This is a genomic window from Pseudomonas abietaniphila (assembly GCF_039697315.1).
Taxonomy (GTDB): Bacteria; Pseudomonadota; Gammaproteobacteria; order Pseudomonadales; family Pseudomonadaceae; genus Aquipseudomonas; species Aquipseudomonas abietaniphila_B.
Window position 1 is genome coordinate 3272154 of the sequence record NZ_CP155619.1, and the last position, 23059, is coordinate 3295212.

A 23059-nucleotide genomic window follows, 5' to 3' on the forward strand; every position below is an offset into this window, starting at 1 on the left:
GGGCGTCACAGGGCGTTGATCGGGATCTTCAGGTACCGCACACCGTTGTCTTCCGGTTCTGGAAGGTGTCCGCCGCGCATGTTGATCTGCACCGAAGGTAGGATCAGCACAGGCATGTCCAGCGTTGCATCGCGCTTTTCGCGCATCTCGACGAACGCGTCTTCGTCGATGCCTTCGCGAATGTGGATGTTGTGGGCACGCTGTTCGGCCACGGTGGTCATGTACATCAGCTCACGGCCGTTGGGCAGGTAGTCGTGGCACATGAACAGACGGGTTTGCGGCGGCAGGCTGAGAATCCGGCCAATCGAACGGTACAGCGTGCGCGCGTCGGCGCCCGGGAAGTCGCAGCGCGCCGTGCCGTAATCGGGCATGAACAGGGTGTCGCCGACGAAACCCACGGTCTGGCCATCGGCTTCGATGAGGTAGGTCATGCAAGCGGGTGTATGGCCGGGTGTGTGCATCGCGCGGGCATGCAGGGAACCGATCTGAAAGTGTGTGTCATCTTCCAGCAACCGGTCGAACTGGCTGCCATCGCGTGCGAACTCCCCTTTGGTGTTGAACAACGTGCCGAACACCTTCTGTACGCGGGTGATGTGGCTACCGATGGCAACCGTGCCGCCGAGTTGCTCTTTCAAGTACGCCGCGGCCGAGACATGGTCGGCATGCACATGGGTTTCCAGAATCCATTCGACCGAGACGCCCAGCTCGCGAATCCGGGCGACCAGCTTGTCCGCTGACTCGGTGTGCGTTCTTCCCGATTTGGGGTCGTAGTCCAGCACGCTGTCGATCAACGCGGCTTTGAGGGTCGAGCGGTCGATGACCAGATAACTGATGGTCCAGGTCTGCGGGTCGAAAAACGCCTCCACGCACAATGTTTCGCCGATGTTCATGGGTTCTCTCCAGAAGATGCCTGATGCCAGACCTGTTGGCAGTCGCTGCCTGGAGAGATCAATATCCATGCCAGCGTGTTTTTAAAGCTCGATCTGGGCCAGAGGCCGGTTTATAGAGGGTTGAGCAGCCGATGCTGCGAGAAACGCAAACCTTTTCTGCCAGAACTGGCAGTCAGATGGCAGTGAGTGGCAGTGAGTGGCAGTCGATGGCAGTGAAGAGACCAAAGGAGTAACCTCCCGCCACGCGCAGGAGATTCACATGGCAAACGCTTCGAACGCTCTTTCCAGCCCTCAGATGCAGGCGCTGGTGTCCTACCTTGAGCACGACACCCATCCCACCATCGTGTTGGACATTGACTACAACATAGTCGCCGCCAACACGGCTTACCAACGGCAATTTGGTGTGGAGGGGCGGGCGCATGTGGGTGCCAAGTGCTATCGCGTGTCCCATCAGTTCGCCGTGCCCTGCGATCAGGCCGGCGAGCACTGTCCAATGCGCAAAGCGTCGGAAACCAAGGTGCCGGAACGCGTGTTGCACATTCATCACACGCCCCGTGGTCCTGAGCATGTAGACGTGGAGCTGCGTCCGATTCTGGATGCCCAAGGCGAGGTGTTTGCGTATGTCGAGCGGCTGAACAGCGTGGCCGTGGCGTCCGTTCAGCCGCAGCAAAGCGGCTTGGTCGGGCGCTCGGCTGCCTTCAATGAAGCGCTGACAGCGTTGCAGCGTGCTGCGCCTTCGCAGATTCCCGTGCTACTGCAAGGCGAGTCCGGGACCGGCAAGGAGCTGTTCGCCCGCGCTTTGCACGCCGCAAGCCCCAGAGCCAGTGGGCCGTTAGTGGTGGTCGATTGCACCGGGCTCACCGAAACGTTGCTGGAAAGCGAACTGTTCGGCTATGAAAAAGGCGCGTTTACCGGCGCGCTGCAACGCAAGATCGGCCTGGCGGAAAGCGCCCATGGCGGGACGTTATTTCTTGATGAGATCGGGGAAGTGCCATTGGCGATGCAGGTGAAACTGCTGCGTCTGATCGAGTCGGGGAGCTTCCGTCCTGTTGGCAGCCTGCGCACGGTTCATTCGGATTTCCGTCTGGTGGCTGCCACGCATAAGCCGCTCAAGGAGATGGTCGCTGCGGGGAGTTTCCGTCAGGACCTGTTCTATCGCATCAGCGCGTTCCCGATTCGTCTGCCTTCCTTGCGCGAGCGCAGTGAAGACTTGCCGCTGCTGATCGAAAGCCTGTTACGCCGGCTGGCGCCGGGCGCTGCGCCGAGGGTCGATGACGACGCGATGAAGCTGCTGAGGCTCTATCCGTTCCCCGGCAACATTCGCGAGTTGCGCAACATCATGGAGCGGGCGCGGTTGTTCACGGACGACGGCGTGATTCGGGCGCAGGACCTGCCCGCGGAAGTGCGCGCCCAACAGTCTTCGCCAGCAGCCATTCGTACTGCGGGGCGCAATGATCTGGAGTCGCTGGCGCATGCGCTGCAAGCCTTCGACGGCTCGCGCAGTGAACTGGCGAAGCATCTGGGGTTGAGCGAGCGGACGCTTTATCGGCGGCTGAAAGCGTTGGGAATTAATGGATAGGCCTGTGTGATGCCTGCTATCTGCCTGGAACCTGTGGGAGCGAGCAAGCTCACTCCCACAGGTTCAATCCATGGCGTGGTTCAGACGAACGTCACCACGCCGCCATTCAGCGATTTGACGCGGGCCAGCGATTCAACGCGATAACCTTGAGCGTCCAGCTCTGCACGGCCGCCCTGGAACGACTTCTCGATCACGATACCCAGCCCGGCCACGGTCGCGCCGGCTTGCTTGATGATCGAAATCAGCGCCTGGGAGGCCTTACCGTTGGCCAGGAAGTCGTCAATGATCAGCACGCGATCGCTGCTGGTCAGGTGGCGGGTGCTGATGGCGATGGTGCTTTCGGTCTGCTTGGTGAAGGAATACACAGACGCCGAGAACAGGTTTTCAGTCAGGGTCAGCGACTGATGCTTGCGCGCGAAGATCACCGGGATGCCCAGCTTCAGGCCAGTCATCACCGCAGGCGCGATGCCCGAGGCCTCGATCGTGACGATCTTGGTGATCCCCGAGTTGGCGAACAACGTGGCGAATTCGTCACCGATCTGCTGCATCAGGACCGGGTCGATCTGATGGTTCAGAAACGCGTCGACCTTCAATACCTGGTCGGAAAGTACGATGCCTTCCTCGCGAATTTTCTTGTGCAGTGCTTCCACGTCGGTGTTCCTCAGGGCGCAAAACGCGCAAAATTGATGTTTATCTTTTCAGCATGGCGCGAATGTCCGCCAGTGCCGTATTGCCGCGAACGGCCTTCACTTCGGTTGGTGTGTCGTCGTTGCCTTCCCAGGCCAGATCGTCCGGTGGCAGCTCATCGAGGAAACGGCTGGGCAGGCAGTCGATGATTTCGCCGTATTGCTTACGCTTGGCCGCAAACGTGAACGCCAGCGTCTGACGGGCGCGGGTAATGCCTACGTAGGCCAGACGACGTTCTTCCTCGATGGTGTCGGCTTCGATACTCGAGCGGTGCGGGAGGATTTCCTCTTCCATGCCCATGATGAACACGTAAGGAAACTCCAGGCCCTTGGAGGCGTGCAGGGTCATCATCTGCACACCCTCGGCGCCGTCTTCCTCTTCCTGCTGGCGCTCGAGCATGTCACGCAGCACCAGCTTGCCGATGGCCTCCTCGATGGTCATGCCGCCTTCTTCGTCCTTCTCCAGCGTGTTTTTCAGCGCCTCGATCAGGAACCACACGTTGCCCATGCGGTAATCGGCGGCTTTGTCGCTGGAACTGTTCTGACGAATCCAGTTCTCGTAGTCGATGTCCATGACCATGCTGCGCAGGGCCGCGATCGGGTCCTGCGTCGCGCACTGCTGCCGCACGCCGTCCATCCAGTGCTTGAAGCGCTTGAGGCGGTCGGTGAACCGACTGTCCAGATGCTCGCCCAGGCCGATTTCGTCGGTGGCCGCGTACATCGACACCTTGCGCTCGGTGGCGTAGTTACCGAGTTTTTCCAGCGTAGTCGAGCCGATCTCCCGACGCGGCACGTTGATCACCCGCAGAAAGGCGTTGTCGTCATCCGGGTTCACCAGCAGGCGGAAGTAGGCCATCAGGTCTTTCACTTCCTGGCGGCCAAAGAAGCTGTTGCCGCCGGACAACCGATAGGGAATCTGGTGATGCTGAAGCTTCAGCTCGATGAGCTTGGCCTGGTAGTTACCGCGGTAAAGGATCGCGAAGTCGCTGTACGGGCGGTCGGTGCGCAGGTGCAGGCTCAAAATTTCCACGGCCACGCGCTCGGCCTCGGCGTCCTCGTTCTTGCAGCGAATGACCCGGATTTCATCGCCGTGGCCCATCTCGCTCCACAGCTGTTTTTCGAACGCGTGCGGGTTGTTGGCGATCAGCACGTTGGCGCAGCGCAGGATCCGGCTGGTGGAGCGATAGTTCTGCTCCAGCATCACCACTTTCAGCGAGGGATAGTCATCCTTGAGCAGCATCAGGTTTTCCGGCCGCGCACCCCGCCAGGCGTAGATCGACTGGTCGTCGTCGCCCACCACGGTGAACTGACAGCGGGTGCCGATGAGCATTTTCACCAGCAGGTACTGACTGGCGTTGGTGTCCTGGTATTCGTCCACCAGCAGGTAGCGGACTTTGTGCTGCCACTTTTCCAGAATGTCGGCGTGCTCTTCGAACAGCTTCACCGGCAGCAGGATCAGATCGTCAAAGTCCACCGCGTTGTACGCCTTGAGCGTGCGCTGGTAGTGGGTGTAGACGATGGCGGCGGTTTGCTCCTTGGGGTTTCGAGCATTTTCCAAAGCCTGAGCGGGCAGGATCAGGTCGTTCTTCCAGGCGCCGATCATGTTCTTGATCTCGTCGACGCCGTCGTCGCCCGAGTATTCCTTCTGCATGATGTCGGTCATCAGGGCCTTGACGTCGGTCTCGTCGAAAATCGAGAAACCCGGTTTGTAGCCCAGCCGTGCATGCTCCTTGCGAATGATGTTCAGCCCAAGGTTGTGAAACGTCGAGACCGTCAGGCCGCGCCCTTCGCCGCTGCGCAGCAGGGTACCGACCCGTTCCTTCATCTCCCGCGCCGCCTTGTTGGTAAAGGTCATGGCGACGATGTACTGGGCGCGAATGCCACAGTTCTGGATGAGGTGGGCAATCTTGCGTGTGATCACGCTGGTCTTGCCGGAGCCAGCACCGGCGAGCACCAAAAGAGGGCCGCCGACGTAGTTCACGGCTTCTTGTTGCCGGGGATTGAGTCGGGACATGAGGAAATAGAGGGATCGTTTGAAAAATGGGCGGGCATTTTAACAGGGTCGACGGATTGTGGAGCGACCGTCCGACACTGTGATGCGCCACGCTATCTATATTTCCCCGTTTTGTTACATTTGCGCATCGCGCGGATGAGTGTCGCGTTTGATGGCCCTCATTTGAGTGGGCATCAATGTCTTTGGATTGGTTGGGGAACTAGCTTGGCTACGCCTGTCGAACCCTTGCGTTTGCTGCTTCTGGCGGACACGCCGGAATGGTCAGCGTTATTACGCGAGTGCCTGGCGCCCCTCGGGGATACCGTGTTTCTCGACTGCGCGTCGAGCTGGGACGCTATTGGCGATGCCGCCGATCCCTCCCACGCGTTCATTCTCTTCACCACGCCCGCGCTGCAACCGACGGCGGGGCAATGCAGCTGGCCAACGGTGCTGTTGTTCGACGCCGAGCCTGACGTAGAGCCGGTGGGCGTGGCTGACTGGCTGGTGCGCGAATTCCTGACCCCTCAAAGCGTGCGCCGTTGCCTGCGTCACGTGCGCGAACGCGGTCTGCTGGAAAACACCCTGCAACGCCTCGCCGAACAGGACCCGCTGACCGGCATTGCCAACCGCCAGGGTTTTCAGACCTTGCTCGCGGCTCGCCTGGTCGAGTTCGACGGGCGCGGGCTGGCGCTGGGGCATCTGGACCTGGACAACTTTCGCCGCGCCAATGACGCACTCGGCCATCAAGCGGGTGACCGGCTGATCCTTCAGGTTGTGGCGCGGTTGAAAAGTCAGCTCGAGGCCTGCGATCAACTCGCGCGCCTGGGCAGCGATGAGTTCGCCCTGCTGATCGACACTCGCCGCGCGCCGGAACGAGCGGAGTGGATGGCCGAGCGCATCACCGAGGCCTTGTCCGAGCCGTATTGGGTCGACGGCGAAAGCCTGCTGATCGGGTGCAGCCTGGGCATCGCCCACGCCCGGGCCGACGCGGGCGCCGATCCCTTGATGTGGCATGCCCACATCGCCATGCAGCAGGCCAAAAGCACGCAGGGCTGCACCTTTCATGTGTTCAACGAGCGCATCAACCGCAACGCCCGCAGCCTCGCGGACCTGGAAAGCGAACTGCGTCGGGCCTTGCGACGCGACGAGCTGGAGCTGCATTACCAGCCGAGACTGTGCCTGAACAGCGGGAAAATTCTGGGGCTGGAGGCGCTGGTGCGTTGGCGTCACACCGAACGCGGATTGCTGCCGCCCAGCGAGTTTGTGCCGTTGGCCGAGCAAAGCGGACTGATCGTGCCGCTGGGTTACTGGGTGATTTCCCGGGCGCTGCGGGATATGCAGACGCTGCGCGAAAAAGGCCTGCCGCCGCTGCACATGGCGATCAACCTGTCGTTCCGCCAGTTTCAGGACAATCAGCTACTGACGACCCTGAGCCGTTTGATCGAAGATCGCGGCGTGGACGCGCAGTGGCTGGAATTCGAACTCACCGAAACCGCGGTCATGCGCCGCAGTGACCTGGTCAAACAGACCATGGACGCATTGGGCCGACTGGGTGTGCGGTTCTCCCTGGATGACTTCGGTACCGGGTTCTCGTCGTTCGTGCACCTGAATAGCCTGCCAATCACCTTGCTCAAGATCGACAAGAGCTTTGTCGGTGAGATGGAGCAGCGCGAAGAGAACCGCAAGCTGGTCCACGCCATGATCAACCTGGCGCACAACCTGAGCCTGGAAGTCGTCGCCGAAGGCGTCGAGACCCCGGAACAACTGGCGTTGCTGCGCAGTTTCAATTGCGATCAGGCGCAGGGCTATCTGATCAGCCACCCGCTGGCGTTGCCGGAGCTGCTGAATTATCTGATGTTCGATGAAGGCAAAGGGCGGCTGACACAGAGCGTCTGAACCGCGCGTTTTCATGTAGGAGCGCGGCTTGCCCCGCGATCTGGCGCGAAGCGGCAGTCATTTCAGGCACCTTGGTGTGTCAGGGAGAGCGCATCAGCCGGGTTTGCTGCCGGTTCCCGGCAGATCGCGGGACAAGCCTCGCTCCTACCATTGCTCTGTATCAGCCCATCACCACGACGCCCGTCGCCTCTTTACGCAACAGCTTCGTGGTCTTGCGCTCGAAGGCGTAGGTCAGGGCAACCGCCGAGCACAGCAGGCCCAGCGCCAGGCCCCACCACACGCCCACCGCACCTTGATGCGCGAGGAAACCGAAACCCCAGGCCAGCGGTGCGCCCACCACCCAATAACTCGCCAGACCGATCAGGAAGGTGGTCTTCGCGTCCTTGAACCCCCGAATCGCACCCATCGCAATAGTCTGCGTGCCGTCGAGAATTTCGAACCAGGCGGCAATCGCCAGCAGCTTCACCGCCAACTCCACCACGCCCTGGTATTTCGGATCGTTGACGTCCACGAACAGGCCGATGACGGCGTGCGGCGCGACCCAGAACAGGATGCCGAACGACAGCATCAGCAGGCCGCCGAAGCCAATGCCCATACGTCCCGCCGTACGTGCCAGCAACAAGTTGCCCGCGCCGTAATGCAAGCCAATCCGCATCGTCACCGCGTAGGAAATACCCACCGGGATCATGAAAGCCATCGAGACCGATTGCAGCGCGATCTGGTGCGCCGCCATTTCCGTGCTGCCCATCGCGCCCATGCAAAAGGCGGCGAAGGTGAACAGGCCGACTTCCACCGCATATGTCCCGCCGATGGGCAGACCCAGACGCCACAGCTCTTTGAGGCAACTGCGCGACAGGTTCATCAGGTCTTTATGAATCGGATACGCCGCGTACGCCTTGTGATAACGAATGTGCAGCCACAGGGCCAGCGCCATGCTGTTGGTCACGACGGCGGTCACCAGCCCGATCCCCATCAGGCCCCAGTGCGGCAGGCCGAACAGGCCGTGAATGAAGGCGTAGTTGAGCCCGAAATTCATCGCGACGCCAACCAGGCTGATGATCATCACCGGCGTTGCACGGCCCAATGCGCTGGTGAAGCCGCGCAGCGCCATGAAGCTCAGCAGGCCGGGCAGGGCAAGCGGCAAGGTGATCAGAAACTGGCTGGCCATGTGAACGTTGGCTTCGTCCTGGCCGAAATTCAGCAGGATCGGCTCAAGGTTCCACAGAATAAGGGCTGCGATCAGCGCCATCCCCCACGCCAGCCAAAGCCCGGCCTGGGTCAGACGGGTCGCACCTGCGTTGTCGTTCGCCCCTTTGCGAATGGCGACCAGGGTGCCAACCGCCGCCATGACGCCGACGCAGAAAAACGAAACGAAGTTGTAACTCGCAGCACCCAACCCGCCACCGGCAAGAGACTCGGGGCCAAGCTTGCCCATCATCACAGTGTCGGTGAAGACCATCAGCATGTGCGCCATCTGGGATGCGATCAGCGGCCCGGCCAGGCGCAGGATGATCCACAGTTCTTTGAAAGCGTGCTGTTGCATGGGCGGGCGCTCGGAAGGAGAGGCATTGATGAGCGGCTTATTGTGGTGATTCAGGCACCAATGCACAAAGGGATAAATACGATCATTGGCATGAGTAAAACTCATCCTGGGCTGTTTCCGGTAAAGTGCTTTGGTTCGTCTTCACGCGCTGAGGAAAGTGTCCAATGCCTCGTAGTCTCCCGCCCTTGTATGCGCTGCGTGCATTCGAAGCCGCCGCGCGGCACGCCTCTTTCACCCGCGCCGCTGAGGAGCTTTCGATCACCCAGAGCGCGGTCAGTCGGCACATCCGAACGCTGGAAGAACATTTCGCCTGTCGCCTGTTTCGCCGAAACGGTCGCAATCTGCAGCTGACCGAGGCCGCCCGTGAGTTGTTGCCCGGCGTACGTGAAGGCTTCTCGGCGCTGGAGCGGGCCTGCAGCGCATTGATGGCCGAGGAGGGAATCCTGCGCATGAAGGCGCCGTCGACGCTGACCATGCGCTGGCTGTTGGCGCGGCTCAGCCGGTTTCGTCATTTGCAGGTCGGCAACGAGGTGCAACTGACCAGCGCCTGGATGGACATCGATAACGTCGACTTCACCCAAGAACCGTTCGACTGCGCGGTGCTGCTGAGTCGCGGGCATTTTCCGCCGGACTGGGAGGCGACTTACCTGTTCCCGGAGCTGCTGATTCCCGTGGGATCGCCCAGCCTGCTCGATGATTCGCCCTGGGATGTCGAGCGACTGGCCAGCGCAGAGCTGCTGCATCCCACGCCGGACCGGCGCGACTGGCGCAACTGGCTGGAGCGCATGGGGTTGTCGGATCAAATCTCGCTCAAGGGCGGGCAAGTGTTCGACACTCTGGAGCTGGGGATGATTGCGGCGGCGCGCGGCTACGGGGTGTCCATGGGCGATCTGCTGATGGTGGCCGAAGACGTGATTCAAGGGCGCCTGAGCCTGCCCTGGCGTACGGCGGTGGTCAGCGGCGAAAACTATTACCTGGTCTGGCCGAAAACCCGGCCGGGCGGCGAGCGCTTGCGCCGGCTCAGCGACTTTCTGCAGGCCGAGGTGCAGGCGATGGCGTTGCCGGAAGTGACCATTCTGGAGTGACGGTTTCGCTGCGCTCGCTCGTTTTCGCTGCTGGGCTACCGTCTGGAACGGCAGCCCACCCGATAAAGTGAAACAGATCGTAACCAAGTCTTTCGTCCTAAGACCGGGTGTAGGACTCAAGTATTTCTCATGTCAGCCGAATGTGTAATTGCAAACCGGTTTGTTCCAATCGGTTCATCGATACCCTCTATTGGATTAAGTCCGAATGGTTTTCCTGAGATCAGGACGATCCAGTCGTTCGGCAAGGAGTTTTCATGTCTCAGCCTCGTGCCCGTATTGCCTCGCAACTCGGCATTGCCCTGGCCGTCATCCTAGCCGTTGTCATCAGCGGCAGTACCCTGTTCGCCCTGCGCTCACTGGATTCGGCGAACCTGGCCATCCGTGAGGAGCACATGGGCAGTGAAGCGCGGTTGCTGGCTGACCAGTTGAACACCTTCCACAGCACCTTGCGCGACAGCACTCAACGGTTGAGCGGACTGTTCGAGAAGCGCTTCAGTGGCCTCACGCTCCAGGCGGATCAGCAGATCGCTGTCGCAGGCCTGCAGACCCCTGCGTTGCTCCTCAATGGCAATCCCCTGAACAATGACTTCGCCGAAGTGGACGATTTCAAGAAGATGACCGCAGGCGTGGCGACCGTGTTCGTGCGCAGCGGCGACGACTTCATCCGGATCAGTACATCACTGAGCAAGCAGGACGGTTCGCGCGCCATCGGCACGTCGCTGGACCACAAGCATCCGGCCTACGAGCGACTGCTGGCCGGGCAGGAGTATGTCGGTCGCGCCTTGCTGTTCGATCGTTTGTACATGACCCAATACAGTCCGGTCCGTGACAGCAGTGGTAAGGTCATCGCGGTGCTGTTCGTAGGTTTTGATTACACCGATGCGCAAAAGGCTCAGTTTGACAACCTCAAGAGTTTCCGGATCGGTAAAACCGGTTCGCTGGCGCTTCTCGACGAGCAGAACAAATGGCTGGTCCCGCCTGCTGGCGTGAAGGATCTGGATCAGGCAAGCAAGACCTTGACCGACTTCGTTAAAACGCCCGGCAAAGGCCTGTTCTGGCAGGACGCAGGCAACGATTTCTACACCGTTGCGGAGCCGTTCTCGGGCGGCCCGTGGTCGATTCTGGCGATCATGCCCAAGGACGAAATCAGCGCTGTGACCTGGAGTGTCGGCACGCAGTTGGCGATCGGCAGCCTGCTGGCGATGTTGATTGCTGTGGGCGCCGCGATCTGGCTGCTGCGCAGCAAGCTTCAACCGCTGTCGGATCTGGTGACTCAGGCTGAGGCCTTGGGAGCTGGCGACCTGAGCGCTCGCCTGAATGTCACCCGTCACGACGAGATCGGCCAGTTGGCGGCCAGCTTCAACAAGATGGGGCAAGCGCTGGAAACCATGGTCTCGCATATTCGTACCGCAGCGCAGGAGGTCAGCGGCCGGGCGCATGCGTTGTCCGGTCTGTCCGGTGGCGCTTACGAGGGCATGGAGCTACAGTCGGGCGAAATCACCAGCATGGCCGGTGCCGTCGAAGAATTCAGCGCAACAGCACTGACCATCGCCGACAACATGGGCAGCACCGAACGGATGGCCCAAGGCAATGCCCAGCAAACGCGGATCGGTCGCGCGTCCATGGAAGAAGCGTCGGCCTCGCTGGAGCAAATTGCAGGTTCGCTGGGCAGTACGGCTGCCGTGATCGACACCCTTGGCCAGCGCTCGCAGGAGATTGGCGGCATCGTCAGCGTGATCACCTCCATCGCCGAACAAACCAATCTATTGGCCCTCAATGCCGCCATCGAGGCTGCGCGCGCGGGCGAGCAAGGTCGCGGTTTTGCCGTGGTCGCCGATGAGGTTCGCAATCTCGCCTCGCGCACCCGCCAGGCCACCGACGAAATCTCCGGCATGATCGCCAGCATCCAGCAGGAAACCAGTAACGCAATCAACACGATGGAACAGGGCAATGCGCTGATGCAGGAAGGCCTGACGCGTAACGCCAAGGTGGCGGCAGCGCTGGCGCAGATCGACGAACAAAGTCGCTCGGCGGGCGAGCAGTTCGCGTCCATCACCACCGCGACCCAAGAGCAAAGCAGCACTGCGACCATGCTCAGTGCCAACCTGCAAAGCATTGCACTGGCGAACAGCGAACAGCGTGAAGTGGTGTCGAATCTGGCAGTCACCGCGCAAGAACTGAACGCGCTGGCCGCGGATCTGCGTAAGGAAGTGGATCGGTTTCGGTGAGCTATTGACCGTTCGCTAGACCGCTGACTCGGGGTCGGCCAAGCATCTGTGGGAGCGAGCTTGCTCGCGAATGTGGTGGCCTGCAGCATCTGGGGGAATGAGACACTGCATTCGCTGCCCTCGTAACCTCGGACGTCTCCCACAGGTTTCGCGTCGAAGCACTAACGTGTGCTCAGACTTCAGAACTGTGGGAGCGAGCTTGCTCGCGAATGCTGAGTTTGGTTCGCTGAAGGTGTTGCGAATGTACCGGCGTCTTCGTGAGCAAGCTCACTCCCATAGAACAGACGCTCGCTTCGTCCTTCACGCTTCATCTGTATGAGCTGTGTGAAGGGTGTGCCACTCACCCGGTCGACGGCCGATACTGCAACGCTTCGGCGATATGGCTCTTGGCGATCGCATCGACGTTCTCCAGGTCCGCAAGCGTTCGTGCGACTTTCAGCAAACGGTGTGCGGCACGCAAAGACAAATTCAAGCGCTCACAGGCGGTTTCAAGCCAGGCCTCGTCTTCGGCGAGCAGCGCGCAGTGTTCTCGCAAAGCGGGCAAGTCGAGAAACGCATTGGCGCAAGCCTGACGCTTGTGCTGGCGTTCACGGGCTTCGGACACCCGCTGGGCGGCACTGGCGCTGCTTTCGCCGCCTTGCGCGGTCGCGGCCAGAGAAGTGGTTTCGCGGGCGACGGTCAGGTGCAGGTCGATTCGGTCCAGCAGCGGGCCGGAGAGTTTGTTGCGGTAGCGCTGAATCTGATCGGTCGAGCAGCGACAACGCCCGGTGGGTTCTCCGTGATAACCGCACGGGCACGGATTCATCGCCGCCACCAGTTGGAACCGGGCCGGGAAACGAACGCGATCCCGGGCCCGTGAAATGACGATGTGGCCCGATTCCAGCGGCTCTCGTAAAACCTCCAGCACACGTCGGTCGAATTCGGGCAGTTCGTCCAGAAACAGCACGCCGTGATGGGCGAGGGTGATTTCTCCGGGTTGCGGGCGGCTGCCCCCGCCCACCAGCGCAGGCCCCGACGCCGAGTGATGCGGTTGACGGAAGGGCCTTTGCGGCCAACTGGTCAAGGGCGCATGGCTGGCGACCGACTGAATCGCCGCGACTTCCAGCGCCTCGAACTCATCCAGCGGTGGCAGTAGACCGGGAAGACGGCTGGCGAGCAGGGTTTTGCCAGTGCCGGGCGGCCCGCTGAACAGAAGGTTGTGAGCACCGGCCGCAGCGACCAACAGCGCGCGCTTGGCGGCAGTCTGGCCTTGGACCTCGCTGAGATCGGGGTAAGGCTGCGTTTGCAGAATCAGTCCGTTGGACTTATACGGCGCGATGACGGTGTGGCCGTTCAAATGAGCCACCAGTTCGAGCAGATGACTCACTGCGATCACCTTCAGCCCGGAGGCCAGACACGCTTCCTCGGCGTTCACCGCCGGTACGATCAACGTGTGCCCAGCGGCGCGCGCGGCCAGCGCTGCGGGCAGCACGCCCTGCACAGGCCGTATCGCACCGGACAGCGCAAGTTCGCCCAGGCACTCCACGCCATCGAGCGCCAGCGTCGGGACTTGCGCGCTGGCAGCCAGCAAACCCAGCGCGATGGCCAAATCGAAACGGCCACCGTCCTTGGGCAAGTCAGCAGGCGCGAGATTCAAAGTGATACGCCGCGCAGGAAACTCCAGCCGACAGTTCAGAATCGCACTGCGCACCCGGTCCTTGCTTTCTTTCACAGCGCCTTCGGGTAATCCCACCAGCGTCAATGAGGGCAAGCCGTTGGCCAGATGGGTTTCCACGGTGACGGCAGGGGCTTCGACGCCGACTTGTGCGCGGCTGAGGACAATGGCGAGGGACATGATCTTTCCTTGATGAGGCACCGCGTCCTGCGGCGTGCTCAAGGATAGTCAGCGAAGAGGTGGAGAGGGTTTCGCAAGTTCTACCGGGTGTGTCTAGGCAGCATTTCAGTCCGAGTTCTGGCTAAACCTGCAACTGACCTACGACCTGCGCAAAACGGAAATCGAAAGTGGGTCGGCCATAAAGGCGCAAGTCCAGCGTCTCTCGCACTGCGCTTGAGCACATTCCACATGCCCGGCCTGCGCCAGGCATGTCGTCGTCTCACTCTTTTGGCTGCGCCGCCAGTCGCGCTTCCATCTCGGCCATTTTCGCTTCCAGTGCCTCAAGACGGGCACGGGTGCGGGCCAGGACGAGCATCTGGCTGTCGAACTCTTCCCGACTGACCAGATCCAGTTTGCTGAAGCCGCTTTGCAGCAGCGCTTTGAACTGGGTTTCGAATTCGTTGCGTGGCAGCGGGGTCTCGCCGTTGAACAACCGCGAGGCATGGCCACTCAGGGCGTCTAGAAAAGCTTTGGGCGCAAGCATGATCAACTTCCGGAATCAGATGGGCGGCAGTGTAGCACGCAGCGTCTATAGTCTTTTCACGGGCGCAGGGTTGCACGGTTTTCGCGCATGACGGCGTGCACTCGCGCACTGTTGTTGTGCGGCCGGGTTGGATGATGGCGATCTGGGTACTCGGAACAGGCATCAAGGTGCTGTAATTCTTGGGATTGAACGAGATGGCAAGCTTTCTGCTTAGTGGCATATGACCCATGCACTGATGCAGTCGCTGTGACGAATGCAGTGCGGCAGGCGGAGCGGGGAAGTGTTTCGTCAGAAGCGGTTTTCTGGCGTTGGTCTGGTCTGTTTCGGGCCATCGACGCGTTACAAAGCCAGACACTGCGCTTAGACTTGAGTCGGGTTTGTTTTCCTGGGGCAAGTCCACCAATTCGGGAGAAAGTTTCATGAAGCTAGTCACTGCCATCATCAAGCCGTTCAAGCTGGACGACGTACGCGAGTCGTTGTCCGAAATCGGCGTGCAGGGCATCACGGTAACTGAAGTCAAAGGCTTCGGACGTCAGAAAGGCCACACCGAGCTGTATCGCGGTGCGGAATACGTAGTCGACTTCCTTCCCAAGGTGAAGATCGATGTTGCGATCGACGACAAGGATCTGGACCGCGTTATCGAAGCGATAACCAAAGCGGCCAACACCGGCAAGATCGGTGACGGAAAGATCTTCGTGGTCAATCTGGAACAGGCTATTCGCATCCGTACCGGCGAAACCGATACCGACGCAATCTAAGCCGCCAAACCCAACGCCCCAGGAGAAAACAATATGACTCTGCGTCAATTCGCAGGGCTAGGAGCCCTGTTGTCCCTCGTAACCCCTGGCTTGGCCATGGCGGCAGACGAAGTGGCAGCCCCCGTACTGAACTCAGGCGATACCGCCTGGATGCTGACTTCGACAGCCCTGGTGCTGTTCATGACCGTTCCCGGTCTTGCGCTGTTCTACGGCGGCATGGTCCGCTCAAAAAACGTTCTTTCCGTCATGATGCAGTGCTTCGCCATCACCGGTCTGATCAGCATTCTGTGGTGCATCTACGGCTACAGCATGGCGTTCGACACCACGGGTATGGAAGCCAACGTCGTTAACTTCAACTCCTTCGTCGGCGGCCTGTCGAAGGCGTTCCTGGCAGGCATCACGCCTTCCAGCATTACAGGTGCCACAGCGCTGTTCCCGGAAGCTGTGTTCGTCACCTTCCAGATGACGTTTGCCATCATTACTCCAGCCCTGATCGTCGGTGCCTTCGCAGAACGCATGAAGTTCTCCGCGATGCTGATCTTCATGGCCATCTGGTTCACCCTGGTCTACGCGCCGATCGCGCACATGGTCTGGAGTGGTGTCGGTGGTCTGCTGTGGGACTGGGGCGTTCTCGACTTCGCAGGCGGCACCGTCGTTCACATCAACGCCGGTGTGGCTGGCCTGGTAGCGTGCCTGGTACTGGGCAAGCGTAAAGGTTTCCCGACCACCCCGATGGCTCCGCACAACCTGGGTTACACCCTGGTCGGCGCAGCGATGCTGTGGGTAGGCTGGTTCGGCTTCAACGCCGGTTCCGCTGCTGCGGCGAACGGCACTGCCGGTATGGCGATGCTGGTCACTCAGATTGCAACCGCTGCTGCTGCGCTGGGCTGGATGTTCGCCGAGTGGCTGACTCACGGTAAGCCAAGCGCGCTGGGTATCGCTTCGGGCGTGGTTGCCGGTCTGGTTGCCATCACCCCAGCGGCCGGTACTGTCGGCCCAATGGGCGGCCTGATCATCGGTCTGGCAGCGGGCGTGGTCTGCTTCTTCTGCGCCACCAGCCTGAAACGCAAACTGGGCTACGACGACTCCCTGGATGCCTTCGGCGTTCACGGTATCGGCGGTATCCTCGGCGCGATCCTGACCGGTGTCTTCGCGGCACCGTCGCTGGGCGGCTTCGGCACTGTGACCGACATCGCAGCTCAAGTCTGGATTCAGTGCAAAGGCGTAGGCTTCACGATCATCTACACCGCGATCGTGACCTTCATCATCCTCAAGGTGCTGGACGCGGTCATGGGCCTGCGTGTCACCGAGGAAGAAGAAGCGGTGGGCCTGGACCTTGCGCAACACAACGAGCGTGGCTACAACTTGTAATCACGGCTTAAAAAAATGCCCGGGTTACCGGGCATTTTTTTGTCTGGCGTTTGTCGATAGGCAAGACCGCCAGCGATTGACGTTCGAACGGCATGCAGGCCCTGTCTCAGGGCATCTCCGGGCGTTATTGCAACGGGATACCCGCTTGGGTTTTCGGCTTACAGAAAACGTCACTCATTGCGCGCTTTGTTTTTTTTTTTACCGCGTTAGAATGCGCGCCGAAGGGCGGAGAACTGTATGTGGCAACAGACCAGAATCACGCTGCGTGCAAGACCTCGCGGATTTCATCTGGTGACCGACGAGATCGTCGCAGGGCTTCCCGAACTGCGTGATTGCCGAGTCGGTCTGTTGCATTTGTGGCTGCAGCATACCTCGGCCTCGTTGACCATCAACGAGAATGCCGACCCGGCTGTGCGTCGTGACTTCGAGCGTTTTTTCAACCGATTGGTGCCGCAAGGGCGTGACGGTTATGAACATGACGACGAGGGTCCCGACGACCTGCCTGCGCACTTCAAAGCCAGTTTGCTAGGCTGCCAGCTTGTTCTTCCGGTCACTGACGGGAGGTTGGCGATGGGAATCTGGCAAGGTGTTTATTTAGGCGAGCACCGTGATGCAGGCGGTGCACGTAAAGTCCTCGCCACCCTGCAGGGTGAGGGGCACGACCGCTGATTGTCGGCGGTAGTTGAATTTTTTCCGGCTGTCTTAGAAATTAGGCGCAGCTGGGCTATAACTAATCTGCTTTCGCAAGTCATGAGGTAGAACATGAGCGACGACGACATCGATAACGAAGGTCTGGAAGACGATCTGGAAGGTGAGGACGACGGTGAGGAGCTTGCGGCTGCTCCCGATGACGAGGTTTCGGACGTCGAGGACAGCCCTGAAGCATTGGTCACCCCCACCAAAGGCAAGGCCAAGGCTGCGGTCTCGATCGATGAGCTGCCGAGCGTAGAGGCCAAGAACAAAGAGCGTGACGCTCTGGCTCGCGCGATGGAAGAGTTCCTCGCACGTGGCGGCAAAGTGCAGGAAGTGGAGGCCAATGTGGTCGCCGATCCGCCCAAGAAGCCTGACAACAAGTACGGTAGCCGCCCTATTTAAGGGTGTCTGATACCTGCTGGAAAAGCCCGCTGTCGCTGCGGGCTTTTTTTTGGGTTTGGTTTTTGGGGTTTGGCTTTTGCTTTTTTGGTGCTTGGCCTGGAATTCTTACTCTGATGCCAAGCAACCCTCAACCCCACCCCGCCAACACCCCCGGCAACTCCGTCAAACGCCTGATCTCCGCATCCGGCAGTCTATCCGCCTCCCACGGCTTGCCCGTCGGGTTGTACCAGATCGCCCGCAAGCCGGCCTGCTGAGCCCCTGCGATGTCATCGCCGGGATGATCGCCCACGTGCACGGCGTGACGTGCATCGGCGTTGCCGCGCTTGAGCGCTTCCAGGAAAGGCGCCGGGTCGGGCTTGCCGATGCCCAGGTCTTCTGCACACAGCGCAAACGAAAAATAGTCGGCCAGCCCCAGGCGGCGCACGTCGGCATTGCCGTTGGTGACCACGCCCAGGGTGTACTGCTTGGTGAGCAGTTCCAGCGTCGGTACGACCTCCGGAAAGATGTCCAGCTGGTGCCGTCCTTGCAGGAAGACCTCAAAGCTGCGGTCCGCCAGATCCTGTGCCTCAGGATGACCATAACCCGCATCCTCAAGTGCCAGAAACAGCACGCGACGGCGCAACGCGCTGATGCGGTGCTTGAAGCTCGGGTCGGCTTCGACCAGCCGCGAGCGAATCTCCCACAAATGTTCCACTGGCACGGGGCCCAGTTTCGGTGCGTGTTCTGCCAGCCATTCGCGCAACATGGCTTCTGCGCTGACGATGGCCGGTGCGGTGTCCCACAACGTATCGTCCAGATCGAAGGTGATCAGCTTGATGCTCATGATTCTGAAGAATCCTTGCGTTTGGCCCGTGGGTGGGCGCTGTCATACACCGTTGCCAGGTGTTGGAAATCCAGGTGGGTGTAGATCTGAGTTGTAGTGATGTCGGCGTGCCCCAGCAATTCCTGCACGGCGCGCAGGTCCTGGGAGGATTCGAGCAAGTGGCTGGCGAAGGAGTGCCGGAGCATGTGCGGGTGCAGGTTCTGTCCCAGCTCGCGCTCACCCGCAGCTTTGACCCGTAGCTGGATCGACCTCGGGCCCAGACGCCTACCTTGCTGGCTGATGAACACCGCGTCGTCCTGAGGGTTGGCCAGCGCGCGCTGTTTCAGCCATTCCTCCAGTGCCTCACGGGCTTTTCGGCCGACAGGAAGGACGCGGGTCTTGCTGCCTTTACCCAGCACCTGAACAAGGCCGTCCGCCAGGTCCAGCTGCTCGCAATTCAGGCCTGTCAGCTCCGACAAGCGCAGGCCGGACGAGTAAAACAGTTCGAGAATCGCGTGATCGCGGCGGGCGAGGAATTCGTCTTCCACGCCGCCTTCCAGTAATTGCAGCGTGCGGTCGGCATCCAGCGTCTTGGGCAGACGGCGTTCGCCTTTGGGCGGCGCCAGACCGTTGGCCGGGTCGTGATCGCAGATACCTTCGCGGTTCAGGTAATGATAAAAGCCTCGCACTGCCGAGAGCAGCCGGGCGATGCTGCGCGATGACTGACCTTGCTGGTGCAAGCGGGCGACGAGGCCACGCATGGACTGGATGTCCAGGGCGTTCCAGCTGCCGATGTTCTGCTTCTCGCAGAATCCCAGCACTCTGCTCAAATCTCGGCGATACGCATCCAGCGTGTGGGGCGACACCTGACGCTCACTGCGCAGGTGTGAGCAGTAAGCGTCCAGTTGCCGTTCCATGACTAGCGCACCGAACGCAGGGCGTTGGTGAAGCGCGGCAGCAGGCGGCTCAATACATCGGCGATGTAGGTGAGAAACAGCGTGCCCACCGAACTTTTGTAGTGCTGCGGGTCGCGGCTGCCGATGGCAAGGACGCCGTGCAGGCCTTGATGATTGAGCGCGACGATGGCGGTAGAGCCGACTTCTTTACTCTGGTCAGCACCGAACAGGAACTCCAGCTCGTGCTCACGCAGGGCGCCGCACACTGTCTTGCCGCCGGAAATCAATCCACCGATGGCTTTCTGCGCCTCGGCACTGGTGACCCAGCGACCCACGGTCATCGGGTTGTCGCTGAACAGGATCAGGCTCACAAACGGCACCTGAAACTCCTGACGCAGGCTGTCTTCCACCGCAATGACGATGTCTTCAAGGCTGACGGCATCCATCAGCGCGAGGATCAGGCGACGGGTTTTTTCGAAGAGACGGTCGTTGTCGCGTGCGACGTCCATCAGTTGGGAAAGCCGATGGCGCATTTCGATATTGCGTTCGCGCAGTATCTTCAGCTGGCGCTCAACCAGCGAGACGGTGTCGCCTCGCTGATGAGGAATGCGCATCGCGGTGAGCAGGTCGTCATGCTCGGCGAAGAAGTCCGGGTGTTGCTGTAGCCAGGCGGCGACTGCCTCGGCTTCAAGGGCGGGCACTGCGTTATCGGCAGGCGATTCGCTGGGCGTGTCGGTTGAAGTCTGAGGCTGGTCGGTCATTGGATACTCTCACTCATAGACGTACTTGGCCTTCGTAGACCCTGACGGCCGGGCCGGTCATCAGCACAGGATGTCCCGGGCCGGCCCACTCGATGGACAGGCGTCCACCGGGCAGATCGATCAACAGCGGCGACTCCATCCAGCCTTGGCTGATGGCGGCCACGGCCGCTGCACAGGCGCCGGTCCCACACGCCTGGGTTTCGCCCGCTCCGCGTTCCCACACCCGCAATTGTGCGCGCTGACGGTCGACGACGTGGAGGAAACCGACGTTCACACGGGCCGGAAAGCGTGGGTGATTCTCGATTTTCGGGCCCAGCGTATGAACCGGCGCGTTGTTGATGTCGTAGACGCGCAGCACCGCATGGGGATTGCCCATGGAGACGGCTGCCAGTTCGACCGTTTCAGTGTCCACTTCAAGCGTGTAGCTGATCGCCTGTTGCGGCGCATCGAAAGGAATATCAGCAGGCACCAGACGCGGCGCGCCCATGTTGACGCTGATCTGGCCGTCGTTACGGACGTCCAGTTCGATGATGCCGCCCTTGGTTTCGACGCGGATCTGCTTTTTGGCCGTCAGGCGCTTGTCCAGCACGAAGCGGGCGAAGCAGCGCGCGCCGTTGCCGCACTGTTCGACTTCAGAACCGTCAGAATTGAAAATCCGGTAACGAAAATCCACATCCGGATTGCTCGGCGCTTCAACCAGCAGCAACTGATCGAAACCGATACCGGTGTGTCGATCGCCCCATTGCTTGGCGTGCTTGGGCAGGATGTGCGCGTGCTGGCTCACGAGGTCCAGCACCATGAAATCGTTGCCCAGGCCATGCATCTTGGTAAAACGCAGCAGCATGGGATTACTCCGGCAGCAGGCTTTCGCCGGCAAACAGCTCAGTCACGGTTTCACGACGACGCACTTCGAACGCCTGATCCCCATCGACCAACACCTCGGCCGTACGGCCGCGGGTGTTGTAGTTGGAGCTCATTACGAAGCCGTAGGCGCCAGCGGAGTGAACCGCCAGCAGATCGCCTTCGGCCAGCGCCAGTTCGCGTTCCTTGGCCAAGAAGTCGCCGGTTTCGCAGATGGGACCCACGATGTCATACACGCGCGCCGCGCCGTCACGTGGCTGAACCGCCGTGACGTCCATCCAGGCCTGGTACAGCGCCGGGCGGATAAGGTCGTTCATGGCCGCGTCAACGATGGCGAAGTCTTTGTGCTCGGTGTGCTTGAGGTATTCGATACGGGTCAGCAGCACGCCGGCGTTTGCCACGATGAAACGGCCTGGTTCGAACATCAATGCCAGGTCGCGACCCTCAAGGCGTTCGCGCACGGCTTTGATGTAGTCGCCGGCCAAAGGCGGCTCTTCATCGCGATAACGCACGCCCAGACCGCCACCCAGATCCAGGTGACGCAGCTGAATGCCGCAGTCGCCAAGACGGTCGACCAGGTCCAGCAGGCGATCCAGCGCATCGACGAAAGGCGACAGCGTGGTCAGCTGCGAGCCGATATGGCAATCGACGCCGATGACTTCAAGGTTCGGCAGCTGCGCGGCGCGGATGTACACGTCTTCGGCGTCAGCGATGGCGATGCCGAACTTGTTTTCTTTTAGGCCGGTGGAAATGTACGGGTGAGTGCCCGCGTCAACGTCCGGGTTTACGCGCAGGGAAACCGGGGCGCGTACGCCCATTTCGGCGGCCACGACCTGCAGGCGTTCCAGTTCATCGGTGGATTCGACGTTGAAGCAATGAACGCCCACTTCAAGCGCACGACGCATGTCGTCACGGGTCTTGCCGACGCCGGAGAACACGATCTTGTCGGCCTGACCGCCTGCGGCCAGCACACGCTCCAGTTCGCCACGGGAAACGATGTCGAAACCGGCGCCCAGACGCGCCAGGACATTGAGGACGCCCAGGTTGGAGTTGGCTTTGACCGCGAAGCAGACCAGGTGCGGCGTGCCACTCAGAGCGTCGGCATAGGCGCGGTATTGCGCTTCGATGTGCGCGCGGGAGTAGACATACGTCGGCGTGCCGAAGCGCTCGGCGATGGCAGACAATGCAACTCCCTCCGCGAACAGCTCACCGTCGCGGTAGTTGAAGGCGTCCATGGTCAGTCCCTAGTAGGTCGAGTGCTTGTGCGAGTGCGATTGGTTCTGAGCGCCCGGTGCGTTGGACTGTTCATCATCAGGCAGGTACAGCGGACCTTTTTGACCGCAGGCAGAGACCAGGCACGCTACAGCGAGGAGCGCGGCCAGGGAGGAAATCAGGCGCTTCATGGCGAAATCCTTTGTATAAGCATTAATTGCGCCCGAGTATACCGACCAGCCTACAGATTGCCTATGCGCTGGAGTTCCCGTCCGGCGGGGCTTTGACGCATTTGCTGATAACAACGTAAACGCCGTGCGGTTTTTTGGCGCAGCGAATGGCAATTGGGCGGGTATGCTTTGCAATTGCCGAAGAGCGACCGTATCTTGCGTCGCTGCGCCATCCGTAGACACTTTCGAGGTTCCTGCAATGAGTTTGACCGAAGCCCGCTTTCACGACCTGGTGGATGCCACCCAAGAAAAGCTCGAGGACATTTTCGACGAGAGCGGTCTGGATCTGGACCTTGAGAGTTCGGCCGGTGTGCTCACGGTGAAATTTGAAAACGGCACTCAATTCATCTTCAGTCGCCAGGAGCCGCTGCGTCAGTTGTGGCTGGCGGCGGTCGACGGTGGTTTCCACTTCGACTACGACGAAGAAGAGAAACGCTGGGTGTGCGACAAAAGCGAAGAGCTGCTGGGCGAAATGCTCCAGCGTCTGGCGCTGAAGCAGGCCAATGTCGAGATCGAGTTCGACGCTATTGACGGTCACAGCGACGGCAATCGCTAATGACTGCAAGTGCCGCCCCCGTCAGACCGCCGAAGCCGCTGTTCAGTAACGTCAGCCCGGCTGTTCCATCGCCTTGCATCAGCGTATGCCGGCTGGATGAAGGCAAAGTGTGTACAGGGTGTTTCCGGCATGTCGAAGACATCCGCGAATGGCGCGCGGCGACGGATGAGCGCAGACGAGAGATTGTGCGACAGGCATCAGAGCGGCGTGCGCAGCTTTGACTAATGGATCGCTCCTGGCTTCTGTGGGAGCGAATTCAT

At 60.6% G+C, this 23059-nt stretch carries 22 protein-coding genes and 2 pseudogenes; 12 read left to right on the plus strand and 12 right to left on the minus strand.

Translation table 11 applies throughout. The annotated features are described in order from the left end of the window. Positions 1-5: 5 nt before the first annotated feature. Positions 6-890, minus strand: coding sequence for an MBL fold metallo-hydrolase (locus ABDX87_RS14570; RefSeq protein WP_346833442.1), 885 nt, complete (start codon positions 888-890; stop codon positions 6-8). 259 nt (positions 891-1149) lie between these two features. Between ABDX87_RS14570 and ABDX87_RS14575 the strand changes: the two genes are divergently transcribed. Next, the gene (locus ABDX87_RS14575; protein WP_346833443.1) at positions 1150-2469 is read left to right on the plus strand and encodes a sigma-54 interaction domain-containing protein; all 1320 of its coding nucleotides are present in this window, start codon (positions 1150-1152) and stop codon (positions 2467-2469) included. Positions 2470-2549: 80 nt separating this feature from the next. On the opposite strand, the gene ABDX87_RS14580 is transcribed toward ABDX87_RS14575, so the two are convergent. Together ABDX87_RS14580 and rep are read right to left on the minus strand one after the other, a co-directional pair. Then, positions 2550-3119 (minus strand): xanthine phosphoribosyltransferase, encoded by a 570-nt coding sequence (locus ABDX87_RS14580; protein ID WP_346833444.1) that lies wholly within the window; start codon positions 3117-3119, stop codon positions 2550-2552. A 40-nt stretch (positions 3120-3159) separates the two neighbouring features. Continuing rightward, a complete protein-coding gene (gene rep, locus ABDX87_RS14585; RefSeq protein ID WP_092406738.1) occupies positions 3160-5169 on the minus strand; it encodes a DNA helicase Rep in 2010 nt (669 codons plus the stop codon). A 204-nt stretch (positions 5170-5373) separates the two neighbouring features. Here rep and ABDX87_RS14590 point away from each other — a divergent pair, with 204 nt between their 5' ends. Further along, a complete protein-coding gene (locus ABDX87_RS14590; protein WP_346828523.1) occupies positions 5374-7044 on the plus strand; it encodes a putative bifunctional diguanylate cyclase/phosphodiesterase in 1671 nt (556 codons plus the stop codon). 160 nt (positions 7045-7204) lie between these two features. Here the strand turns inward: ABDX87_RS14590 and ABDX87_RS14595 are convergent, their stop codons facing one another. Continuing rightward, positions 7205-8587: a NorM family multidrug efflux MATE transporter gene (locus ABDX87_RS14595; protein ID WP_346828524.1), complete on the minus strand. Its 1383-nt coding sequence runs from the start codon at positions 8585-8587 to the stop codon at positions 7205-7207. Between the two features lie 164 nt (positions 8588-8751). Between ABDX87_RS14595 and ABDX87_RS14600 the strand changes: the two genes are divergently transcribed. The 3 genes and pseudogenes from ABDX87_RS14600 (at position 8752) to ABDX87_RS29225 (ending at position 11900) form a co-directional block, all read left to right on the plus strand. After that, positions 8752-9672, plus strand: coding sequence for a LysR substrate-binding domain-containing protein (locus tag ABDX87_RS14600; protein WP_346828525.1), 921 nt, complete (start codon positions 8752-8754; stop codon positions 9670-9672). 392 nt (positions 9673-10064) lie between these two features. Next, positions 10065-10997: pseudogene (locus ABDX87_RS29220) on the plus strand (Cache 3/Cache 2 fusion domain-containing protein); the annotation flags it as partial. Positions 10998-11177: 180 nt separating this feature from the next. After that, positions 11178-11900, plus strand: a complete 723-nt coding sequence (locus ABDX87_RS29225) for a methyl-accepting chemotaxis protein (RefSeq protein WP_431061257.1) — start codon at positions 11178-11180, stop codon at positions 11898-11900. Positions 11901-12240: 340 nt separating this feature from the next. On the opposite strand, the gene ABDX87_RS14610 is transcribed toward ABDX87_RS29225, so the two are convergent. Continuing rightward, entirely contained in the window at positions 12241-13734 is a 1494-nt protein-coding gene (locus tag ABDX87_RS14610; RefSeq protein ID WP_346828527.1) for a YifB family Mg chelatase-like AAA ATPase, read from the minus strand. Between the two features lie 112 nt (positions 13735-13846). Between ABDX87_RS14610 and ABDX87_RS14615 the strand changes: the two are divergent. Further along, a pseudogene (locus ABDX87_RS14615) lies at positions 13847-13951 on the plus strand (addiction module antidote protein, HigA family); the annotation flags it as partial. Positions 13952-13993: 42 nt separating this feature from the next. Here ABDX87_RS14615 and ABDX87_RS14620 read toward each other — a convergent pair. Further along, entirely contained in the window at positions 13994-14257 is a 264-nt protein-coding gene (locus ABDX87_RS14620) for an accessory factor UbiK family protein (RefSeq protein WP_346828528.1), read from the minus strand. 419 nt (positions 14258-14676) lie between these two features. Between ABDX87_RS14620 and glnK the strand changes: the two genes are divergently transcribed. From glnK to sutA, 4 genes are all read left to right on the plus strand, one after another. Next, a complete protein-coding gene (gene glnK, locus ABDX87_RS14625; protein ID WP_002555808.1) occupies positions 14677-15015 on the plus strand; it encodes a P-II family nitrogen regulator in 339 nt (112 codons plus the stop codon). 33 nt (positions 15016-15048) lie between these two features. Beyond that, positions 15049-16386 (plus strand): ammonium transporter, encoded by a 1338-nt coding sequence (locus tag ABDX87_RS14630; RefSeq protein ID WP_062379716.1) that lies wholly within the window; start codon positions 15049-15051, stop codon positions 16384-16386. Positions 16387-16623: 237 nt separating this feature from the next. Beyond that, complete coding sequence (locus ABDX87_RS14635) at positions 16624-17055, plus strand: secondary thiamine-phosphate synthase enzyme YjbQ (protein WP_346828529.1); 432 nt, start codon at positions 16624-16626, stop codon at positions 17053-17055. 93 nt (positions 17056-17148) lie between these two features. Next, positions 17149-17481 (plus strand): transcriptional regulator SutA, encoded by a 333-nt coding sequence (gene sutA / locus ABDX87_RS14640; RefSeq protein WP_346828530.1) that lies wholly within the window; start codon positions 17149-17151, stop codon positions 17479-17481. Between the two features lie 127 nt (positions 17482-17608). Here sutA and ABDX87_RS14645 read toward each other — a convergent pair whose 3' ends face one another. Genes ABDX87_RS14645 through lptM form a run of 6 tightly spaced genes read right to left on the minus strand, consistent with a single transcriptional unit; the run spans position 17609 to position 22204 of the window. Next, the gene (locus ABDX87_RS14645) at positions 17609-18304 is read right to left on the minus strand and encodes an HAD family hydrolase (protein WP_346828531.1); all 696 of its coding nucleotides are present in this window, start codon (positions 18302-18304) and stop codon (positions 17609-17611) included. Further along, the gene (xerC, locus tag ABDX87_RS14650; protein ID WP_346828532.1) at positions 18301-19200 is read right to left on the minus strand and encodes a tyrosine recombinase XerC; all 900 of its coding nucleotides are present in this window, start codon (positions 19198-19200) and stop codon (positions 18301-18303) included. The genes ABDX87_RS14645 and xerC overlap by 4 nt, the downstream gene beginning before the upstream one ends. A 2-nt stretch (positions 19201-19202) precedes the next feature. After that, positions 19203-19940, minus strand: a complete 738-nt coding sequence (locus ABDX87_RS14655) for a DUF484 family protein (protein ID WP_346828533.1) — start codon at positions 19938-19940, stop codon at positions 19203-19205. A gap of 13 nt (positions 19941-19953) precedes the next feature. Then, positions 19954-20784, minus strand: a complete 831-nt coding sequence (gene dapF / locus ABDX87_RS14660; RefSeq protein WP_346828534.1) for a diaminopimelate epimerase — start codon at positions 20782-20784, stop codon at positions 19954-19956. A 4-nt stretch (positions 20785-20788) separates the two neighbouring features. Next, on the minus strand, positions 20789-22036 hold the full coding sequence (gene lysA / locus ABDX87_RS14665) for a diaminopimelate decarboxylase (protein ID WP_346828535.1): 1248 nt from the start codon (positions 22034-22036) through the stop codon (positions 20789-20791). A 9-nt stretch (positions 22037-22045) separates the two neighbouring features. After that, on the minus strand, positions 22046-22204 hold the full coding sequence (gene lptM / locus ABDX87_RS14670) for an LPS translocon maturation chaperone LptM (RefSeq protein ID WP_081564772.1): 159 nt from the start codon (positions 22202-22204) through the stop codon (positions 22046-22048). Positions 22205-22442: 238 nt separating this feature from the next. On the opposite strand from lptM, the gene cyaY reads away from it, so the two are divergent. Then, complete coding sequence (gene cyaY, locus ABDX87_RS14675) at positions 22443-22799, plus strand: iron donor protein CyaY (protein WP_346828536.1); 357 nt, start codon at positions 22443-22445, stop codon at positions 22797-22799. Beyond that, positions 22799-23020: a DUF1289 domain-containing protein gene (locus ABDX87_RS14680; protein ID WP_346828537.1), complete on the plus strand. Its 222-nt coding sequence runs from the start codon at positions 22799-22801 to the stop codon at positions 23018-23020. Before cyaY ends, ABDX87_RS14680 begins: the two co-directional genes overlap by 1 nt. Positions 23021-23059: the final 39 nt, after the last annotated feature.